The organism is Lysobacter enzymogenes (genome assembly GCF_900106525.1).
GTDB classification, from domain to species: Bacteria; Pseudomonadota; Gammaproteobacteria; order Xanthomonadales; family Xanthomonadaceae; genus Lysobacter; species Lysobacter enzymogenes.
Genome location: NZ_FNOG01000005.1, coordinates 73,021 through 90,144, shown reverse-complemented (window position 1 = coordinate 90,144; position 17,124 = coordinate 73,021). Strand labels below are relative to the sequence as shown.

General features: G+C 69.7%; 15 protein-coding genes. 11 read left to right on the top strand and 4 right to left on the bottom strand.

What is annotated here, in order from left to right; all coding sequences use genetic code 11:
• Positions 1–148: 148 nt before the first annotated feature.
• The 11 genes from BLU84_RS14075 (at position 149) to BLU84_RS14025 (ending at position 10,272) form a co-directional block, all read left to right on the top strand.
• Complete coding sequence (locus tag BLU84_RS14075) at positions 149–427, top strand: MbtH family protein (RefSeq protein ID WP_074868186.1); 279 nt, start codon at positions 149–151, stop codon at positions 425–427.
• The gene (locus BLU84_RS14070; RefSeq protein WP_074868183.1) at positions 424–1,293 is read left to right on the top strand and encodes an alpha/beta fold hydrolase; all 870 of its coding nucleotides are present in this window, start codon (positions 424–426) and stop codon (positions 1,291–1,293) included. The genes BLU84_RS14075 and BLU84_RS14070 overlap by 4 nt, the downstream gene beginning before the upstream one ends.
• A 3-nt stretch (positions 1,294–1,296) precedes the next feature.
• Positions 1,297–2,403: a glycosyltransferase gene (locus BLU84_RS14065; protein ID WP_074868180.1), complete on the top strand. Its 1,107-nt coding sequence runs from the start codon at positions 1,297–1,299 to the stop codon at positions 2,401–2,403.
• Between the two features lie 54 nt (positions 2,404–2,457).
• Positions 2,458–3,327: an ACP S-malonyltransferase gene (fabD, locus tag BLU84_RS14060; RefSeq protein ID WP_074868969.1), complete on the top strand. Its 870-nt coding sequence runs from the start codon at positions 2,458–2,460 to the stop codon at positions 3,325–3,327.
• Between the two features lie 19 nt (positions 3,328–3,346).
• A complete protein-coding gene (locus BLU84_RS14055) occupies positions 3,347–4,300 on the top strand; it encodes a polysaccharide deacetylase family protein (protein ID WP_074868176.1) in 954 nt (317 codons plus the stop codon).
• Positions 4,301–4,310: 10 nt separating this feature from the next.
• Positions 4,311–4,997 (top strand): ABC transporter ATP-binding protein, encoded by a 687-nt coding sequence (locus BLU84_RS14050; protein ID WP_074868173.1) that lies wholly within the window; start codon positions 4,311–4,313, stop codon positions 4,995–4,997.
• 9 nt (positions 4,998–5,006) lie between these two features.
• Positions 5,007–5,960, top strand: coding sequence for an aldo/keto reductase (locus tag BLU84_RS14045; RefSeq protein WP_074868170.1), 954 nt, complete (start codon positions 5,007–5,009; stop codon positions 5,958–5,960).
• A gap of 72 nt (positions 5,961–6,032) precedes the next feature.
• Positions 6,033–7,181 carry an ABC transporter permease gene (locus BLU84_RS14040; RefSeq protein ID WP_074868167.1) on the top strand — a complete coding sequence of 383 codons (1,149 nt, stop codon included), beginning with the start codon at positions 6,033–6,035 and terminating at the stop codon, positions 7,179–7,181.
• An 11-nt stretch (positions 7,182–7,192) separates the two neighbouring features.
• Positions 7,193–8,380: an ABC transporter permease gene (locus BLU84_RS14035; RefSeq protein ID WP_083382580.1), complete on the top strand. Its 1,188-nt coding sequence runs from the start codon at positions 7,193–7,195 to the stop codon at positions 8,378–8,380.
• Positions 8,381–8,450: 70 nt separating this feature from the next.
• Positions 8,451–9,731, top strand: a complete 1,281-nt coding sequence (locus BLU84_RS14030) for a cupin-like domain-containing protein (protein WP_074868160.1) — start codon at positions 8,451–8,453, stop codon at positions 9,729–9,731.
• 46 nt (positions 9,732–9,777) lie between these two features.
• Positions 9,778–10,272 (top strand): DinB family protein, encoded by a 495-nt coding sequence (locus tag BLU84_RS14025; protein ID WP_074868157.1) that lies wholly within the window; start codon positions 9,778–9,780, stop codon positions 10,270–10,272.
• A gap of 270 nt (positions 10,273–10,542) precedes the next feature.
• On the opposite strand, the gene BLU84_RS14020 is transcribed toward BLU84_RS14025, so the two are convergent.
• The 4 genes from BLU84_RS14020 to BLU84_RS14005 all read right to left on the bottom strand — a co-directional run bounded on the left by BLU84_RS14020 (position 10,543) and on the right by BLU84_RS14005 (position 17,030).
• Complete coding sequence (locus BLU84_RS14020) at positions 10,543–11,898, bottom strand: amidohydrolase family protein (protein WP_074868154.1); 1,356 nt, start codon at positions 11,896–11,898, stop codon at positions 10,543–10,545.
• Between the two features lie 55 nt (positions 11,899–11,953).
• Entirely contained in the window at positions 11,954–12,880 is a 927-nt protein-coding gene (locus BLU84_RS14015; protein WP_074868152.1) for a DUF6445 family protein, read from the bottom strand.
• 46 nt (positions 12,881–12,926) lie between these two features.
• Positions 12,927–14,906: a carbamoyltransferase family protein gene (locus BLU84_RS14010; protein WP_074868149.1), complete on the bottom strand. Its 1,980-nt coding sequence runs from the start codon at positions 14,904–14,906 to the stop codon at positions 12,927–12,929.
• Between the two features lie 93 nt (positions 14,907–14,999).
• Positions 15,000–17,030: a hypothetical protein gene (locus tag BLU84_RS14005; RefSeq protein WP_074868146.1), complete on the bottom strand. Its 2,031-nt coding sequence runs from the start codon at positions 17,028–17,030 to the stop codon at positions 15,000–15,002.
• Positions 17,031–17,124: the final 94 nt, after the last annotated feature.

The window sequence follows — 17,124 nt, the reverse complement described above, 5'->3', positions numbered from 1 at the left end:
GCCTCGCGCGCATGCGCATCGCCGACTGCGCTGCGCATGCGCGCGCGCCGATGGACGCCGTCGCGCGGCGGCCACTACTATGGGTACGCAACAGTCGTGCCTGCCCCTGCAAGCGCGGGACGCGTCCCGCCGAGAGTTCGAGGTAACGATGTCCGGCTCACAAACCCCGCCCGAATCCGCGTCCGAATCCGCGTCCGGCGCCGCCGCCGATGCGTCGCAGGACTTCATCGTCCTGATCAACGACGAGGAGCAGTACTCGCTGTGGTCCGCGTCGATCGCGATCCCCGCAGGCTGGCGCACGACCTACGGCCCGGCCGCCAAGCAGGCCTGCCTGGACTACGTGGACGAGGTCTGGAAGGACCTCACCCCGCGCAGCGTCCGGCTGCGCCTGCAGGAAGCCGCCGACCGCGCCCGGAACGGCGGATGAGCGACGCGTCGGTGCGCATCGACGTCGCCGACGGACTGGCGTTGCACGCGCGCCTGTGGGGCGGGCGTTCGCCGCAGTTCCTGCTCGTGCACGGCTTCAGCCACGGCGGTTTCGTCTGGCGCGCGCTGGCAGCGGCATTGCCCGAGTACAGCCTGGCCGCGCTGGACCTGCGCGGCCACGGCGACTCCAGCCACGATCCGCAGCGGCGTTATTCGATCCACGACCACGTCGACGACGTGGTCGTCGCCGCGCGCGCGCTCGACCTGCGCGACTATGTCCTGGTCGGCCACTCGCTCGGCGCCTCGGTCGCGGCGCTGGCCGCGAAACGCCTGCCGCGGCCGCCGCGGGCGTTGGTGCTGGTCGACGGCGGGCCGGGCCTGAGTCCGCAGGCCTCGGCGCACATCCGCGAGGAATTCCTGCGCCTGAAATTCCGTTACCGCTCGCCGGACGAGTACCTGCAGCGCCTGCGTACGTCGATGCCGCTGGCCTCGGCGTCTTTGCTGGAAGCGATGGCCGTCGATTCGCTGCAACCGCTCGGCGCCGACGAGTACCGGCTCAAGTCCGACCGCGCGCTCGGCTATCAGGTGCAGGCGCCGTCGATCGAAGATGAACTGTGGCAGGCCTTGGGCCGCCACCCGGCGCCGCTGCTGCTGATCCGCGGCGCGGTGTCGGCGTTGTGCAACAAGCGCTGGTGCGACGAGTTCGCCGCGCGCGTACCGCAGGCGGCGATCGAAACGGTGGCGCGCGCCGGGCACGCGGTCATGCTCGACAACCCCGCGCGCTTCGGCGAGCTGCTGCGCCAGTACGCGGCGCAATGGCTCGCCGCACGGCCCGTACCCACCCTCCACGCCGACCCGGTGTCCTGAACGATGCTCTGGCATGCCGTCATCACCCGTTTCAGCTATCGCCATACCACCACGGCCGCCGGCCTCGACGGCGTCCTGGTCTCGCTGCTGCGCCGCGATCCGCTGCAGCCCGAGCGCCTGGCGTTCCGCTTCTCGCTGTTCGAGCTGACCTGCCTGCCGTCGCTGCTGGGGCAGAGCGAACAGAATTTCGACTGGTTCATCGTCATCGACCGCGAGCTGCCGCCGGTCTGGCGCGAGCGCCTGCAGGCGCTGGTCGCGGGCCGCGCGCGCACCCACCTGTACGAATACGACCCCGCCCGCGATCTGACCTCGACCGAGTGGCTGCAACCCTACGCGCCGGCCGGAACCACCCGGCTGCTGACCACGCTGCTCGACGACGACGATGCGCTGCCGGCGGATTTCGTCGAACAGATGCAGCGCACCGTCGCCGCGCGCTCGGCCGAACTCGCGCCGATCGCGACCCTGGCCAGCCGCAAGAGCCAGCAATGGGAACTGGTGCGCAGCCGGCGCGCGCCGCTGGGCTATCGCTGCGCCTGGCATCGCGGCGGCTGGGTGCTCTCGACCGGTCTGTCGCTGCTGTGCCGCTGGCCGCAGCACCGGCTCACGGTGCTGGCGATCCACCACCAAGTCGCCGACCTGTGGTTCCTGCCCGAGCGCGGCGCGGCGCTGATGCAGTTGCTGCAAGAGCGCTGGTCGCTCGACGACGCCCGCGCGGTGCAGGCCACCGAGTTCATCGCCGGACGCATCGACGATTTCCAGCGCCGCGCCCAGGCCTGCCTGGACGCCGGCGACGACGCGCACGCGAATGAGGCGGTGCGCTTCGTCGACCTCAGCGACGCGGTCGAGGCCTTCGTGGTCAGCAACCACTTCGGCAACGATCAGGTGCTGCGATTGTTCGAACCCAAGCCCGACCGGCTGGCGGTCGCCGGCGCCGGCGATTTCCCAAACGTACCGCTTGACCTGGCCGGTTTCCGCGGCAATCCGCGCGCGTTCGGCAAACGCCCGCGGGTCTATCGCGATCTGGTCCGCGAACTGTGGCAGCGGCCGATGCCGCTGTGGCCGCGGCTGCGCACGATCGCCTGGGCCAGCTGGCGTTTCGCCCGAGCCTGAGGCCGCGACCGATGAGAGCACACCGATGAAAGCAGGGAGAGTCCGGTGCTGGCGATGATCTTTCCGGGGCAGGGCGCGCAGAAAGCCGGGATGGGCGGCGAGCTGTTCGATCTGGCCGATTACGCGGCGATCGAAGCCCAGGTCGACGCGTTGCTCGGCTATTCGCTGCGCCAGCTGTGCCTGCACGACGCGGCCCGGCTCGCCGATACCCGCTACACCCAGCCGTGCCTGTACATGGTCAACGCGCTGCACGGCCTGCGCGCGCAGCGCGAGGGCGCGGCGCCGGACTGCTACGCCGGCCACAGCCTGGGCGAATACAACGCCCTGCACGCCGCCGGCGCGTTCGATCTGCTGACGGGATTGCGCCTGGTGCAAAAGCGCGGCGAACTGATGGCGCAGGCGCGCGGCGGGGCGATGACCGCCGTGCTCGGGCTCGAATCCGGACGCATCGCCGAGACCCTGCTCGCGCACGGCCTGGACGCGGTCGACATCGGCAACTACAACGCGCCGACCCAGACCGTGCTGTCCGGGCCGCCGCAGGAGATCGACCGCGCGACCCAACTGTTCGAGGCCGCCGGCGCCACCTGCGTGCGGCTCGCGGTCGGCGGGGCGTTCCATTCGCGGCTGATGCACGACGCCGCGCTGGACTATGCGCAGTTCCTCGACGGCGTCGAATTCGGCCGCCTGCAGCGCCCGGTGATTTCCAACGTCACCGGCACCTTCTACCCCGCGCAGGCGCCCGCCGCGGTGATCGCCTCGCTGCTGGTGCGCCAGATCGTGCGCCCGGTGCTGTGGGTGAAATGCGTGCGCAGCCTGCTCGACGCGGGCGCGGACACCTTCCTCGAAGCCGGACCGGGCAACGTGCTGACCCGACTGGTCGCGCAGATCCGCGCGGCCGCGGCGGCGCCCGCGACGGCGCACTGACTCCATGGACTTAGAACCGATGCGCAGCGATTCCGCCGCCGGCAATGCCGTCATCCTGATGTACCACCGCATCGCCGACGCCGGCACCGACCTGTGCGTGTCGCCGGCCGAGTTCCGCGAACAGATGGCCGCGCTGCGCGCGCAAGGCTGCCGGGTGATGCCGCTGCTGGAGCTGGCGCAGGCGCTGGCGCGCGGCGACGCGCCCGAACGCAGCGTGGCGATCACGCTCGACGACGGTTATCTCGACGCGCTGACCGACGCCGCGCCGATCCTGCGCGAATTCGATTATCCGGCGACTTTCTTCATCGTCACCTCGACCCTGGACGGGCCGGGCGAGTTCTGGTGGGAAAGCCTGCAACGCGTGGCCGACCATGAGGCCTTGCCGGCGACGCTCGACGTCGCCCTGGGCGAGGGCGCCGCGCCGATGCCGCTGGACACGCCCGAACGCAGGCGCGCGGCCTTCGACGCGGTGCGGCGCGGGTTCTATCCGCTGAGCGCGCAGCAGCGGCGCGAGCGCATCGCCGAGCTGCTGCGCTGGAGCGGGCTGGCCGCGGCCGGCGAGGCCGGGCAGGTGCGGGCGATGACGGCCGAGGAATTGCGCCGGCTCGACGCCATGCCCGGCATGGAACTGGGCGCGCACAGCGAAAACCACTTGCTGCTGCCGGCCCATCCGCGCGCGGTCAAGGAACACGAGATGCTCGAATGCCGGCGCAAGCTGGAAACCCTGCTCGGCCGCGAGGTGCTGAGCTTCTGCTATCCGTACGGCGCCTTCGACGAGGACGCGGTGCAGGTCGCCGAGCGCGCCGGCTTCGCCGCGGCGGTCACCACCGGCAACCAGCCGGCCTCGCCGTTGAGCCACCGGCTGGTGCTGCCGCGGCTGGCGGTGCACGCCGGCGACGACCTCGGCGCGCGCCTGCGCGATGCGTTCGCAGCGCAAGCCCAGCCGCACCATTACGACCGCAGCTTCGCATGAGGGCGCACGCATGAGCCTGGTGTCGGCGCGCGACCTGCGCAAGTCCTACGGCCTCGGCGCGAGCAGCGTCGAGGTCCTGCACGGGGTCGATCTGGACGTGGCCGAAGGCGAGTTCGTCGCCCTGATGGGCCCGTCGGGCTCCGGCAAGTCGACCCTGCTGAACCTGATCGCCGGCCTCGACCGGCCGAGCTCGGGCGAGCTGACCGTGGCCGATGCGCGCCTGGCGACGATGGGCGCGGCCGACCTGGCGCGCTGGCGCGGCCGCCACATCGGCTTCGTGTTCCAGCTCTATCACCTGATGCCGACCCTGACCGCGGCGCAGAACGTCGAGGTGCCGCTGCTGCTGAGCGGGCTCGACCGCGCGCGGCGCCAGCGCCAGGTGCAGATCGCGCTGGACGTGGTCGGCCTGTCGCACCGCAACGACCACAAGCCGGCCCAGCTCTCCGGCGGCCAGCAGCAGCGCGTGGCGATCGCCCGCGCCATCGTCACCGACGCGCCGCTATTGGTCTGCGACGAGCCCACCGGCGATCTCGACCGCGCCAGCGCCGACGAGGTGCTGGACCTGCTCGGCGCGTTCAACCGCGATCACGGCAAGACCATCGTGATGGTCACCCACGACCCGGCCGCAGCCGCGCGCGCGACGCGCCGGCTGCATCTGGACAAGGGGCGCGTGGTCGACGCCTCGCAGGTTCACTGAGGCCCGCCCGTGCGCTATTCCTTTCTCGGCAACACCGGCCTCAAAGTCTCTCAGCTGTGCCTGGGCGCGACCGAATTCGGCGGCAACACGCCGGCCGACGAAGCGCGCCGGATCTGGAGCCGCTGCCTCGACGCCGGCGTCAACTTCGTCGACACCGCGGATGTTTGCGCGCACAGCGAAACCCTGCTCGCCGAACTGATGCGCGGGCGGCGCCAGTCGCTGGTGCTGTCGACCAAGGTGTTCCGCCCGACCGGCCCCGAGCCCAACGACGCCGGGCTGTCGCGCAAGCACATCGTGCAGGCCTGCGAGGCCTCGCTGCGCCGGCTCGGCACCGACTACATCGACCTGTACCTGGCCCATTCCGACGATTTCCTCACTCCGCTGGAGGAGACCCTGGGCGCGTTCGACCAACTCGTGCGCCAGGGCAAGGTGCTGTACATCGGCGCCTCGAACCATTGCGCGTGGCGGCTCAACGAAGCGCTGTGGACCGCGCTCGACCGCGGCTTCGCCCGCTACTGCTGCGCGCAGGCGCTGTACAACCTGCGCGAACGCGAGATCGAGGCCGAGCTGCTGCCGATGTGCGAGCACAAGGGCCTGGGCCTGATCGCCTGGAGCCCGCTGGCGCGCGGCGCGCTGACCGGCGCCAAGGCCGGCGATGGCGACGCGGTTTCGGCCGACACCGCCGCGACCCATGCGCGCATCGATGCGGCGCTGACGCAGATCGCCGCGCAGTTGCAGCGGCCGCGATCGCAGGTGGCGCTGCGCTGGGTGCTCAACCGCCCCGGCGTGGCCGCGGCGGCGATGGGCGCCTCGACCCTGGCCCAGGCCGAGGAAAACCTCGGCGTCGCCGATCTGCAGCTGGACCCGGCGCAGATGGCGGCGCTGGACCAGGCCGGCGCCCCGCGCCTGCCGTACCCGGCGCTGCTGGAGCCGCTGGCGCGGGCGTTGCGAAGTAGCGGCTGACACGCAGGCAGGGCAGGGCGGCCGCCGCGACGGCCGCTTCACGACGGCACCCACGGAGCAGATGCGCGACCCATGAATCACTTGCTGCTGATCTGGAAAGGCCTGTGGCGCAAGCCCGTGCGCACCGCGCTGACCTACGCCTCGATGACCGTGGCGTTCCTGCTGTTCGGCCTGCTCAACGGCATCAACCAGGGCCTGGACCACGTCAGCGAGCGCTTCCATCTGGACCGCCTGTACGTGATGAACCGGATCAGCATGTACCACCCGCTGATCCTGCCGTTCGCCCAGCAGGTGGAGAAGATCCCCGGGGTCGAGGACATCGCCTACTGGGCGTATTTCGTCGGCTATTACCAACGCCCGACCGTGCAGTTGCCGATCGTCGCCGCCGACGTGAAGCGCATGTTCCGCATGTATCCCGAGCTGCGCCTGCCGCGCGAACAGCTGCAGGCGATGGAGGTGGTCAAGTCCGGCGCGGTGATCAGCAAGAGCCTGGCGCGGCGCTTCGGCTGGAAGATCGGCGACCGCGTGCCGATCAAGTCGGCGATTTGGCCGCGCAAGGACGGCAGCGACATCTGGAACTTCGACATCGTCGGCATCTACGAGCCGGCGGAGGCCTCGCCGGCGCTCAACGATCTGTTCTTCGTCAATCTGGACCAGTTCGACGAAGCGCGCGCGTTCGGCGCCGGCCAGGTGCACCTGATGATCGTGCGGGTCAAGGACCAGTCGCGCAGCGGCGCGATCGCCCGGCAGATCGACGAACTCGCCGAGAACTCGCCGCTGCAGACCCGCACCCGCAGCGAGAACGCCTATGCCGCGGTGCAGTGGCGGCAAATCAACGATCTGCGCCTGGTCGGCAATTTCATCATCGGCGCGGTGCTGTTCACCCTGTTGGTGGTCAGCGCCAGCACCATGATGCAGTCGGTGCGCCAGCGTTTCGCCGAACTGGCGGTGCTGATGACCCTGGGCTTCACTCCGCTGCGCATCGCCGGCCTGATCCTCGGCGAGGCCGTGCTGCTGAGCCTGCTCGCCGCGGCGAGCGGCCTGGCCCTGGCCGCGCTGGCGTTCCCGAGCGTGGCCGAACTGTTCGGCGCGATGCGCATGCAGCCGGGCGTGTTCGTCGGCGGGCTGGCGATCGCGCTGGGCGTCGCCGCGGTCAGCGCGCTGCTGCCGATCGTGCGGGCGATGCGCCTGAGCCTCGCCGCCGCGCTGTCCGGACGCTAGGAGACCGGGCCATGTCCATGCTCAGACTGATCGCCTCGACCGCGCTGATGAACCTGCAGGGGCTGCCGCGCCGGCGCCTCAACGCACTGGTGATGATCGTCAGCATCGCCGGCGCGGTGGCGGTGTTCTGCGGCGTGCTGGCGATGAACGCCGGCCTCGACGGGGCCATGCGCGACGCCGGCCGGCCCGACCGCGCCCTGGTGCTGCGCGCCGGCTCGACCGTGGAGATCGCCAGCGCGATCTCGCTCGACGACCTGCGCGCGATCCGCAACTCGACCCAGGTGCGCAAGGCCGCCGATGGCACCTTGCTGATCACCGCCGAAGCGGTCGGCCCGATCACCCTGGTGGAGAAGGCCGGCGGCCTGGAGGTCAACGGCACCATCCGCGGCGTCGGCCCGGAGATCCTCGCGGTGCGCCCGGAGATCCACCTGGTCGCCGGACGCATGTTCGAACCCGGCAAGTTCGAGGTGGTGGTGGGGCGCCAGGCGCTGGAGCAGTTCCGCGGCCTCGGCCTCGGCGGCCAGGTCGCCGCCTACGGCGCCCAGTGGAAGATCGTCGGCGTGTTCGCCGCCCAGGGCAGCATGCGCGAATCCGAATTGATGGCCGACGCCACCGTGGTCATGGACGTCAGCCGCCGGCCGATGTTCCAGAACGTCACCGCGGTGCTGCCCGATGCCGCGGCCGTGACCGGCTTCAAGCAGGCCATCGCGGCCAATCCCAGCATCGCCATGGACGTGTTCAGCGAGCCGGAGTTCCTGCAGCGCGAATCGCAGAGCCTCAACGGCCTGCTCGGCTTCATGGCCTATGTGATGGGCGGGATCATGGCCCTGGGCGCGATGTTCGTCGCGATCAACGCGATGTATTCCAGCATCGACGACCGCCGCCGCGAGATCGCCACCTTGCGCGCGCTGGGTTTCCCGCCGCTGGTGGTGGTGTGTTCGATCGTGTTCGAATCGATGCTGCTGGCGCTGCTCGGCGGCGCGCTCGGCGCGGCGCTGGCGGCGCTGGTCGCCGGCGGCCGCACGGTCAGCACCGCGGTCGGCGCGGATCTGCGCCAGCTGGTGTTCGATGTGTCGATGACCCCGCCGGTGGTGCTGCAGGGCATGGCCGCGGCGCTGGCGATCGGCGTGCTCGGCGGGCTGATTCCGGCGCTGCGCGCGGTGCGCAGCCAGGTGGTCGACGACTTGCGCGCGATCTGACCGCGGGCCGGTCGCGACGGCGCCGCAGATCGCAATTTTTCCATCCAGAACCAAGGAGCGAGGGACGAACATGGCAGCGAAGGAAATCGCAAGAATCTCCAGGCCCGACCCTGAGCGGTTCCTGCGCGACTACGTGCGCACGCGCACGCCGGTCATCATCACCGACCTGTTCGCGGGCCAGCCGATCGATGCGATCCGCACGATCGAAGACGCCAGCGCCGCGTTCGGCAACGTGCCGATGCACGTGCAGACCGAGTACGCCGTCGCCGCCAGCGCGCCGGAGAGCGCGGTCGAGACGACCATGACCTTCGACGAGTACTGGGCGCACGTGCGCGCCCATCCGGACACGGCGCTGCTGTGCACCGAGTACGAAATCCCGGCCAACATCATGCAGATGTTCCGCCTGCCCGAGTTCTGCCTCGCCGACGACCTGGACCGGCCCGAAGTGCTGGACATGCCGCGCAAGTACGGCGACCACGACCTGTGCTCGAACATCTTCGTGGCCAACGCCGGCAACCGCGCCCATCTGCATTTCGACGGCGACCACCGCCAGGTGCTGCTGCACCAGATGTTCGGGCGCAAGCAGGTGCTGCTGTTCCAGCCCGAGGCCTGCGTCGACCTGCGCACCACCTCGGGCGCGCCGTGGTCGTCGGGCGTGTACCTGGAGCGCATGTCGACCGCCGAGCAACTGGACTTCATCGCCGAAGTCGGCGGCTACCACGCGGTGCTGGAGCCCGGCGAGACGATCTACATGCCGGCGCTGATCTGGCATTACCTGGGCTACGTCGACGATGCGATGTCGTTCAACCTGCGCTTCAAGCGCAACCGCTACGGCCGGTTCCTGTGCGTGGACAACATCCACCGCGACTCCTACGTGCAGAACCTGGGCTCGCACCTGGCCAGCGACGGCGACAACCCGGCCCTGGCCGAAGCGATGCCGCAGATCGAGGCCGAATATCTGCGCCCGGCGGCGAGCCTGCGCGAGAAGGTCAGCGGCATGCGCGCCGCGCTGCGCCGCGCCTGCGAACAGGCCTTGCCGCAGACCGAGCCCGCGCGCTTCTGTCCGCCCCAGCTCGACGAGCAGGAGCTGGACAAGATCATCGCCGACATCGGCCAGACCGCGCGCTACCTCGACCCCGAGCTGACCGCCAAATCGCGCCCGACCGGGCCGATCAGCCCGGTGCAGAAGCAGACCATCCGCAACACCGCCACGCGCCTGGGCTATTCCGACGAACTGCTCGAGCATCTGCTGTGGAACCGGCTCGGCAAATCCGACCTGGACGCGCTGAGCAAGACCGAAGCGGTGCAGTTCATGGTCTACATGCGATCGCCCGGCGGCGCCTTGCGCTGACCGCGCCCCCATCCAACCAACCTTCCAAACATCCATGCGAGCCGACATGCGAGCCGATATCCAGAGCGTGCTGAAGACCTGGGAACGCGAGAACGAAACCACCCTGGAAGTGTTCGCGACGGTGCCGGAAGGCCATAACGAACAGACCGTGGTGCCCGACAAGGGCTGGACCCTGGCCGGCCTGGTCTGGCACATCTGCATCAGCGAACGCTGGTTCTGCGCCGAGGTGATGGGCGCCAGCCCCGACGGCGACAACCCGGTGCCTCCCGACGCCTGGCCGGACACGGTGGAAGGCATGACTGCCGCATTCCGCCGCTCGCACGCGGCGCTGGTGCAGGCGGTGGCGTCCAAGGACGAGGCCTGGATCGACGAAGCCATCGATTTCTACGGCAATCCGTGGACGCGCATGGAGCTGCTGAACCTGATGCTGCGCCACGAGGCGCACCATCGCGGCCAGCTGAGCATCCTGATGATGGTCGCCGGCGGACAGCCGCCGACCATTTACGGCGCGCCGGGCATCAATCTGGAAGACGCGCTGTAAGGCGGCGCGGTCGCAGCGGGGCGCTGCGCGCAGCGCAGGCCCCGCTGGAGGCTTGCCGCCCTCAGATTCTTGTCCGGCGGGCCGGACGCGGCGAGACGCAAGATCCCGTGCCGACCTCGATAGGGCGGCGATAAGCATGCGCGCCTGACGCAGGATGCCGCCGCTTGCGCAAACGCGGTCGAGTCGCGCCGGCGCCCGCCGGAAACGACGCGGCCGCACGAAGCGGCCGGTCGCATATCGCTCGAGTTGAAGACCGCGTGCCCGATGCGCTCAGGCGTTCGGCTTGGCGCTCGGCCGCGAGTCCGGATAACCCTCGGTGTTGTCCAGCGACCAGCGCATGTTGCGGGCGAAGCCGCCGTAGCTGTTGACCCAGCCGTTGGTGAAGTCGTGCACGCTGAACTCCGGCCGCTCGGGCACCTCGTCGCTGATGAAAGTGCCGGCCGGCGGGCCGATCCGCGCCACCAGCGACTCGATCAGCTGCGGGTCGAAGCGGTAGAAACGCGCGGCGTTCTCGCCGACCATCTGCCGCCGCTCCTGATCGTCCACGGTCGCGAAGGCTTGGCGGATCTCCTGCCACGAGTGCGGCCAGCCGCCTTCCACGTGCGGATAGTCGGCGCCCCACATCACCGTCTCGAAGCCGAGCCGGCGCGCCTGCTGGATCTCGTCGAAGGTCGCGGCGGTGGCCGCGGCGGCGCAGTTGCGCGCCCAGGCGTCCTTCGGCGACAGCGACAGCCAGCGTTTGGGCGGCTGGCCCATGCGCAGCCAGTCGTTGTGATAGACGTGCTCGAGCAGGTCGATGAAGTTGGGCAACCAGTCGATGCCGACTTCGGTGTAGACGAAGCGCAGGTTCGGATGGCGCACGAACACACCGCCGAGCATCATCTGGGCGAGCACGCGGCGGCGGAAGAAGCCCAGCTCGAGAATCGCCAGGGTCTGCGAGGCGATGCTCTGGCCGTAGATCTTCGGCGGATCGCCGCCGTGCGAGTGCACCGCCATGCCCAGCTCGGCGCAGACCGCCCACAGCGGATCGAACACGGCCTCGTGGTAGGGCGGGTAGGTCTCGTCCGGCGGCGGCAGGACGATGCCGCGCAGGCCAGCCGAGTAGGCCCAGCGCACGTCGGCCACCGCCTGCCAGATGTCGAACGGCATGATCATCGCCACGCCCTGCAGGCGCCCGCCGCTGGCGCCGCAGAACTCGGCCAGCCAGCGGTTGTGCGCGCGCGCGCCGGCCGCGCGCAGCTCCGGATCGCGGATCGGCACCGGATGCTCGCCGAAGAAGCCGCCGAACGGGAACGAGTTGAAGCCCTGGCCGTCGGGGAACAGCACCTCGCCGATCACCCCTTCGGCGTCGAGCTCCCTGAGCCGCACGTCCAGGTCCCAGGCGCCACGGATGCGTTCCTGCATCTCGTGATTGTCCGGATCGGAATAGCGATGCATGTGCGCCTCGTACATCAGCGGCGTCTTGGTCGCGTTCTTGCCCGCGTTTAGAAAGCCCTTGCGCAACGCGGCCAACTGTTCGATCTCGTCGTCGAACGCGGCGTGGTATTTGCGCTCCAGGTAATCGCGGTACTGCGCGGTCGGCAGGCCGGCGTGGCCGTCGACGGAAATCAAGGTGTATGGCTTCATTGCGGTCATTCTCCTGAAAACTGCATTGGGTCGCGGGGCGGCGCGGCCGCGCGGTTCATTCCACGCGCATGCCGTCGATCGCGGCGTAGCCGCCGCCCTGGTACTTCGGTTGCGGCCCCAGGTCCGCGGGCACGGGGTAGGGGATGAAGGTGTTGTAGGTCAGCCGGGCGTTGCGGGTCGACAGCGCCTGCGGCGGCGAGGTGTCGACGATGGAATGGAACTGCCACGTCGGGTAGGCGACCATGCGATTGAAACGCGCCGGCACGAACTTGAGCAGGCTCCACTGATGGTCTTCTTCCAGCGAGAACAGGCGCCGGGTCGAGGACGGGTTCTCCAGGATCTGCTTCTGCGCTTCGGCCATGCTGGCCGCGCGCAGGCGCAGGCTGGCCTTGCGGAACGGGTCGATGAAGTTGAGCCCGAACAGGTGCTCGATCTGCGCGGCCTGCAGCAGGTCGCCGAGGAAGAACGTCTTCAGGTCGGTCGGCCGGTGCTTCCAGAACGCGGTGCCGCGGTCGACGCCGGAGCGCTCGTCGTGCTCGAACAGATAGGTGACCACCGCGATCCACGAGAACGTGTCCACGTGCTGGTCGATGTAGCCGTTGCGGCGCGCCACCTCGTGGTCCATGCCGAACACCGAGAAGGTCGAATGCGGCTTGAGGTCGGTCACCCGCAGCGGCGGCGGCCAGCCGCGCGACCACAGCCGGTCGAGGAACAGCTTGGCCAGATCCTGGATCAGGCGCTTTTCGCCCGACATCTGCGCGGTCGCCTGCCAGCCGGGGTAGTACTCGTTGGGGCCGGGCAGGTGGAAGCGCGAATTCCACGCGGCGGCGCGCGCGCGGTGCGGATCCTCGAGCGCGTCGTCGATCACCAGCATCGGCAGCCCGCCCGGGCCTTCGAGTTCGTGCCAGGCGTAGCGCGCGTGCGGGTTCAGCGCGACGTCGTCGGCGAGGGTCGGTTGCGGCGTGGACGCGATCAAGGACATGCCCTCTCCAGGGTCGGCTCAATGGGATTCATCGGCTGAGTACGTTTCATCGTTGCGCGGCCTGCGGCCGCATGACCAGGCAGCGTTCCGCCCAGAGTTCTTCCATCGCCGGCATCACCTCCTCCAGCGGCAGGCCGGCCTGGCGCGCGAGTTCGGCGATCGGCGCCTCGCCGGCGCGCTTGAGCAGGCCGAAGATCGGGCCGGGCAGGGGCTTGCGGGCTTCGCCGTTCCATACCGCGCGGCGCAGTTCGAACAGGTCGCGCACTTCGCCGTCGGCCTCGCGCTGGCGGCGCTCGTGCAGGCGCACATGGTTGGGCAGCTGCGGCACCAGCGCCGCGCGCGGCGCGCCGTCCTTCTTGGTCAACACGAAATCGCCGACCACCAGCGCCTGCAGCCCGGTGGTCAGGAAGCAGGCGAGCGCGTCCTCGATCGAATCGACGATCGGCTCGACGTGGTTGTTGAACGAGGTGTTGAGCAGCACCGGCACGCCGGTGCGGCGGCCGAACGCGTCGATCACCCGCCAAAAGCGCGGGCTCTCGCTGCGCGAAACGGTCTGCACCCGCGCAGTGCCGTCGACGTGGGTGACCGCGCCGAGCAGGTCGCGCTTGTCCGGCTGCACGTTGAGCACGAAGGTCATGAACGGGAATTGGGTGGCGCCGGCGGGCAGTTCGAAATACTCCGCGGCCTGCTCCTCGAGCACCGCCGGCGCGAACGGCCGGAACGACTCGCGGGTCTTGACCATCCGGTTGATCAATCCCTTGTACTCGGCCGGACGCGGATCGGCGAGGATGCTGCGGTTGCCGAGCGCGCGCGGACCGAACTCCGAGCGGCCCTGGACCCAGCCGATCACCTTGCCGGCGGCGATCAGTTCGGCCGCGGTTTCCTCCACCTCGGCGCTGTACGCGATGTCGACGAAGTCCGACCACGCGCGCAACCGGCTCTCCACCGACGCCGGCTCGCCGATCGGGCTGCCCCAATAGACGTTGCGCAACCGCCGCGGCTGGTGCCGGGCCTCGTCGCGGTGCACGCTCAGCGCGGCGCCGAGCGCGTTGCCGCCGTCGTGCGCGGCCGGGTGCACGAACACCTGCTCGAACAGGCCCGAACGCAGGATGTTGCCGTTCATGGTGCAGTTGTGGGCGACCCCGCCGCCGAGGCACAGCTTGCTCAGCCCCGTGGTTTCGCGGAAATGGGCCAACGCATGGAACACCGCGCGTTCCAGGGTCTGCTGCAGCGCGGCGGCGAAGTCCTTGTGGATCTGCTCGATCGGATCGCCTTTGCGCCGCGGCATCAGCTGCGCGTACATGCCGTCGAGCAGATCCATGTGCAGGCGCCAGCGGCCTTGCGGCAGCAGTTCGCACATCGCCTCGAACGGCGCGCGGAAACGTTCCGGGTCGCCGTAAGGCGCCAGCCCCATGACCTTGTATTCGTCGAACAGGCGGTAACCGAGAAAGCCGATCGCCTGCATGTAGAAGTGCCCCAGCGATTCGGGGATCGGAACCTGCTGCAGCAGTTCCAGGCCGGCGGCGCTGCCTTTCAGGGTCAGGCCGGACTCGCTGTCGCCCTGGCCGTCGATGGTCATGACCAGGGCCTGGTCGAAGCCCGACATCTCGAAGGTCGCGGTGGCGTGGGCGATGTGGTGGGGGACGAAACGGATCTTCTCGCGCGGCACGTCCGCGCCGAGGTAGCGCCGCCACTGCGCGCGCAGCGCGTCGGCGACGTCGAGCGGATGGGTCGCCGACGGATCGGCCAGATACAGCCGGCGCAGCAGGCGGTCGGCCGAGCCGGCCTGGAAGGGAACGGCGATGCGATCGATGTCGGCCAGCCCGACCCCGGCCTGTTCCATCACGAAACGCGCGGCGCGCAACGGCGCGGCATAGGAATGCTTGATCCGGTTGAGCCGTTCCTCCTCGATCGCCGCAACCACTTCGCCGTCCTTGAGCAGCACCGCGGCGCCGTCGTGGGTCTGGGTCGGCGAATCGGTTTCGAACTCGGTGCTGGGGCCGCCGTAAAAACCAAGTATCAACATGTGCCGATTCCGTTTCCTTGCTTGAGACGCGACCGAAGCTGGGAATTGCAATACGTTGCGGCGGTGGCATGCGCGGCCCCGGCGGTATCGCCGTCAGGCCGGCGAGGGCGGGGCGGCGCGGCCGCGCGCCTGCGGTTTCTGGCTCCACCACCACGCCACCACCGGCGCCGAGCTCCACAAGGTGGCGAACGGTACCGCGCTGGACAGCGCCGGCGGATTGACCCGGGCGATCATCCACACCACGGCGACGGCGAACGCCGGCGAAAACCACATCATCCGCAGATACTGGCCCAGGCTCGGGTCGCGCCGGGTGGCCATCACGCTCGATGCGGTCCACTCCAGCAGCTTGCGCCGCGAGATCCACATGCGGAAGCTCGCGCGCGCGGCGGCGTCGAACGCGGTCTGGGCCTGATCGACCCCGAAGATGAAGCTCGCCGAGCGCAGCGAAAGCCACGACCACAAGCCGCGCACGACCGAACGCAGGCTGCCGGCCAACAGATTGCGCACCAGGCCGATCGCCAGCCCGATCGCCGCCGGCACCCAGGCGATCGCCAGCAGGTTCAGCGTCCACAGCCCGGGCTCGGCCGACGCGGCCCAACCGAGCACGAAGCACAGCAACGAGGCGATCGGCAGGATCATCCGCATCGCGTTGTGGAAGATCTTCCAGCGCCCGAACAGCGACAAGGTGTTGCGCTCGCGCACGCCCGCGGCGGTGCGCACCGTCGGCAGCAGCCACGGCAGCAGCTGCCAGTCGCCGCGCATCCAGCGATGGCTGCGGCGCATGGCGGCGTAGAAGGTCGGCACGAAGTTCTCGCGCAGCACCACGTCGCTGACCACGCCGGCGCGGACCATGCCGCCCTCGAGCACGTCGTGGCTGAGGATGGTGTTCTCGGGGATGCGGCCCTGGGTCAGGCGGTGGAACATGGCCACCTCGTAAATGCCCTTGCCGCCGTACGCGGCCTGGCCGAACAGGTCCTGGTCGATATGCACCGCGGGCTTGTCGGCGCGGAAATCCTTGCTGGTTTCGATCTCGACCATCGCGTGGATCATCAGCTCCAGGCGGCTGGGCGCGGCGTCCTGGGATAATGCGATCGTCGCGCGCGGCTGCAGCACCACGTAACCGGCTTCGACCTGGCGGCCGTCGGCGCCGGTCGTGGCGCGGTTGAGCGGATGGGCGATGGCCGCGGCCAGTTCCGCCACCGCGCCGGCGGTGAGTTCGTCGTTGTCCTCGTCGAGCACGACCACGTAACGGGTTCCGGCGACCTTGGCCAGATCGCCGTGCGCGGTCTGAAACGGCGAAGGGCCGCCGAGCAGGTAGGCGTTGAGCTCCTCCACCTTGCCGCGCTTGCGCTCCCAGCCGATCCACAGATTCTCGCTGGCGTTCCAGCGCCGCGGCCGGTGCAGCAAGACGAAGCCGCCGCCGTAACGCGCATTCAGTATCGAGATCTGCGCGCAGGCCGCCTGCAGCAGCGCCTCGTCGTCGTCGCGGTGCTGGCTCGCGGCGTCGACGAAATCCGACAGCAAGGCATAACCCACGCCGGCATCGCGGTTGGCCAGATACAGCCGCTCCAGCGTGCGCGCCAGCTTGTCCGCGCCCTCGACCGAGGTCAGCAGGCAAGGCACCGCGACCAGGGTCTTGGCCGAGTCCGGAATGCCGGCGCTGAAATCCATGCGCGGCATCCGCCGCGGCAGCAGCAACTGCGGCAGATGCAGGTTGATCCAGCTCTGCACGATGTAGTTGGCGTACAGCGCGGTCGCCGCGGCCAGCAGCGCCTGGCCGTACCAGGGCAGGGCGATCTCGAACATCCGCACCGAGACGATCCCGAACGCCGCGCAAAGCGAATACACGACCGCGCAATAGGCCAGCACCAAGCTCGAGGTGGATCGCAGCCGCAGCCGCTCGCGCCAGTTCAGCCGCGCGCCGAGCCGGGCGGCGAATTCGGCCAGGCCGGCATCGGTGAGGTAATAGCCGATGTGGGCGCGGCGGTCGGCAAGGCCATGACGCTGGCCGGCCTGCTGCGCGAGTTCCAGCGCGATGCGCGCGGTCTGTGCGCGATCGCGCCGTGCGCGCGCCGCCCACGTCTCGACCCGGGCCCGGTAGTCTTCACGGGAGAGCGCGTCCATGTGCGGGTAGGCGCCGATCGGGTCGTCGCGAAGAATCGCGTCGACACCGTCCTCGAGCCCGGCAGCGCGCCCTGCCACAACGTCCAAGTCCACC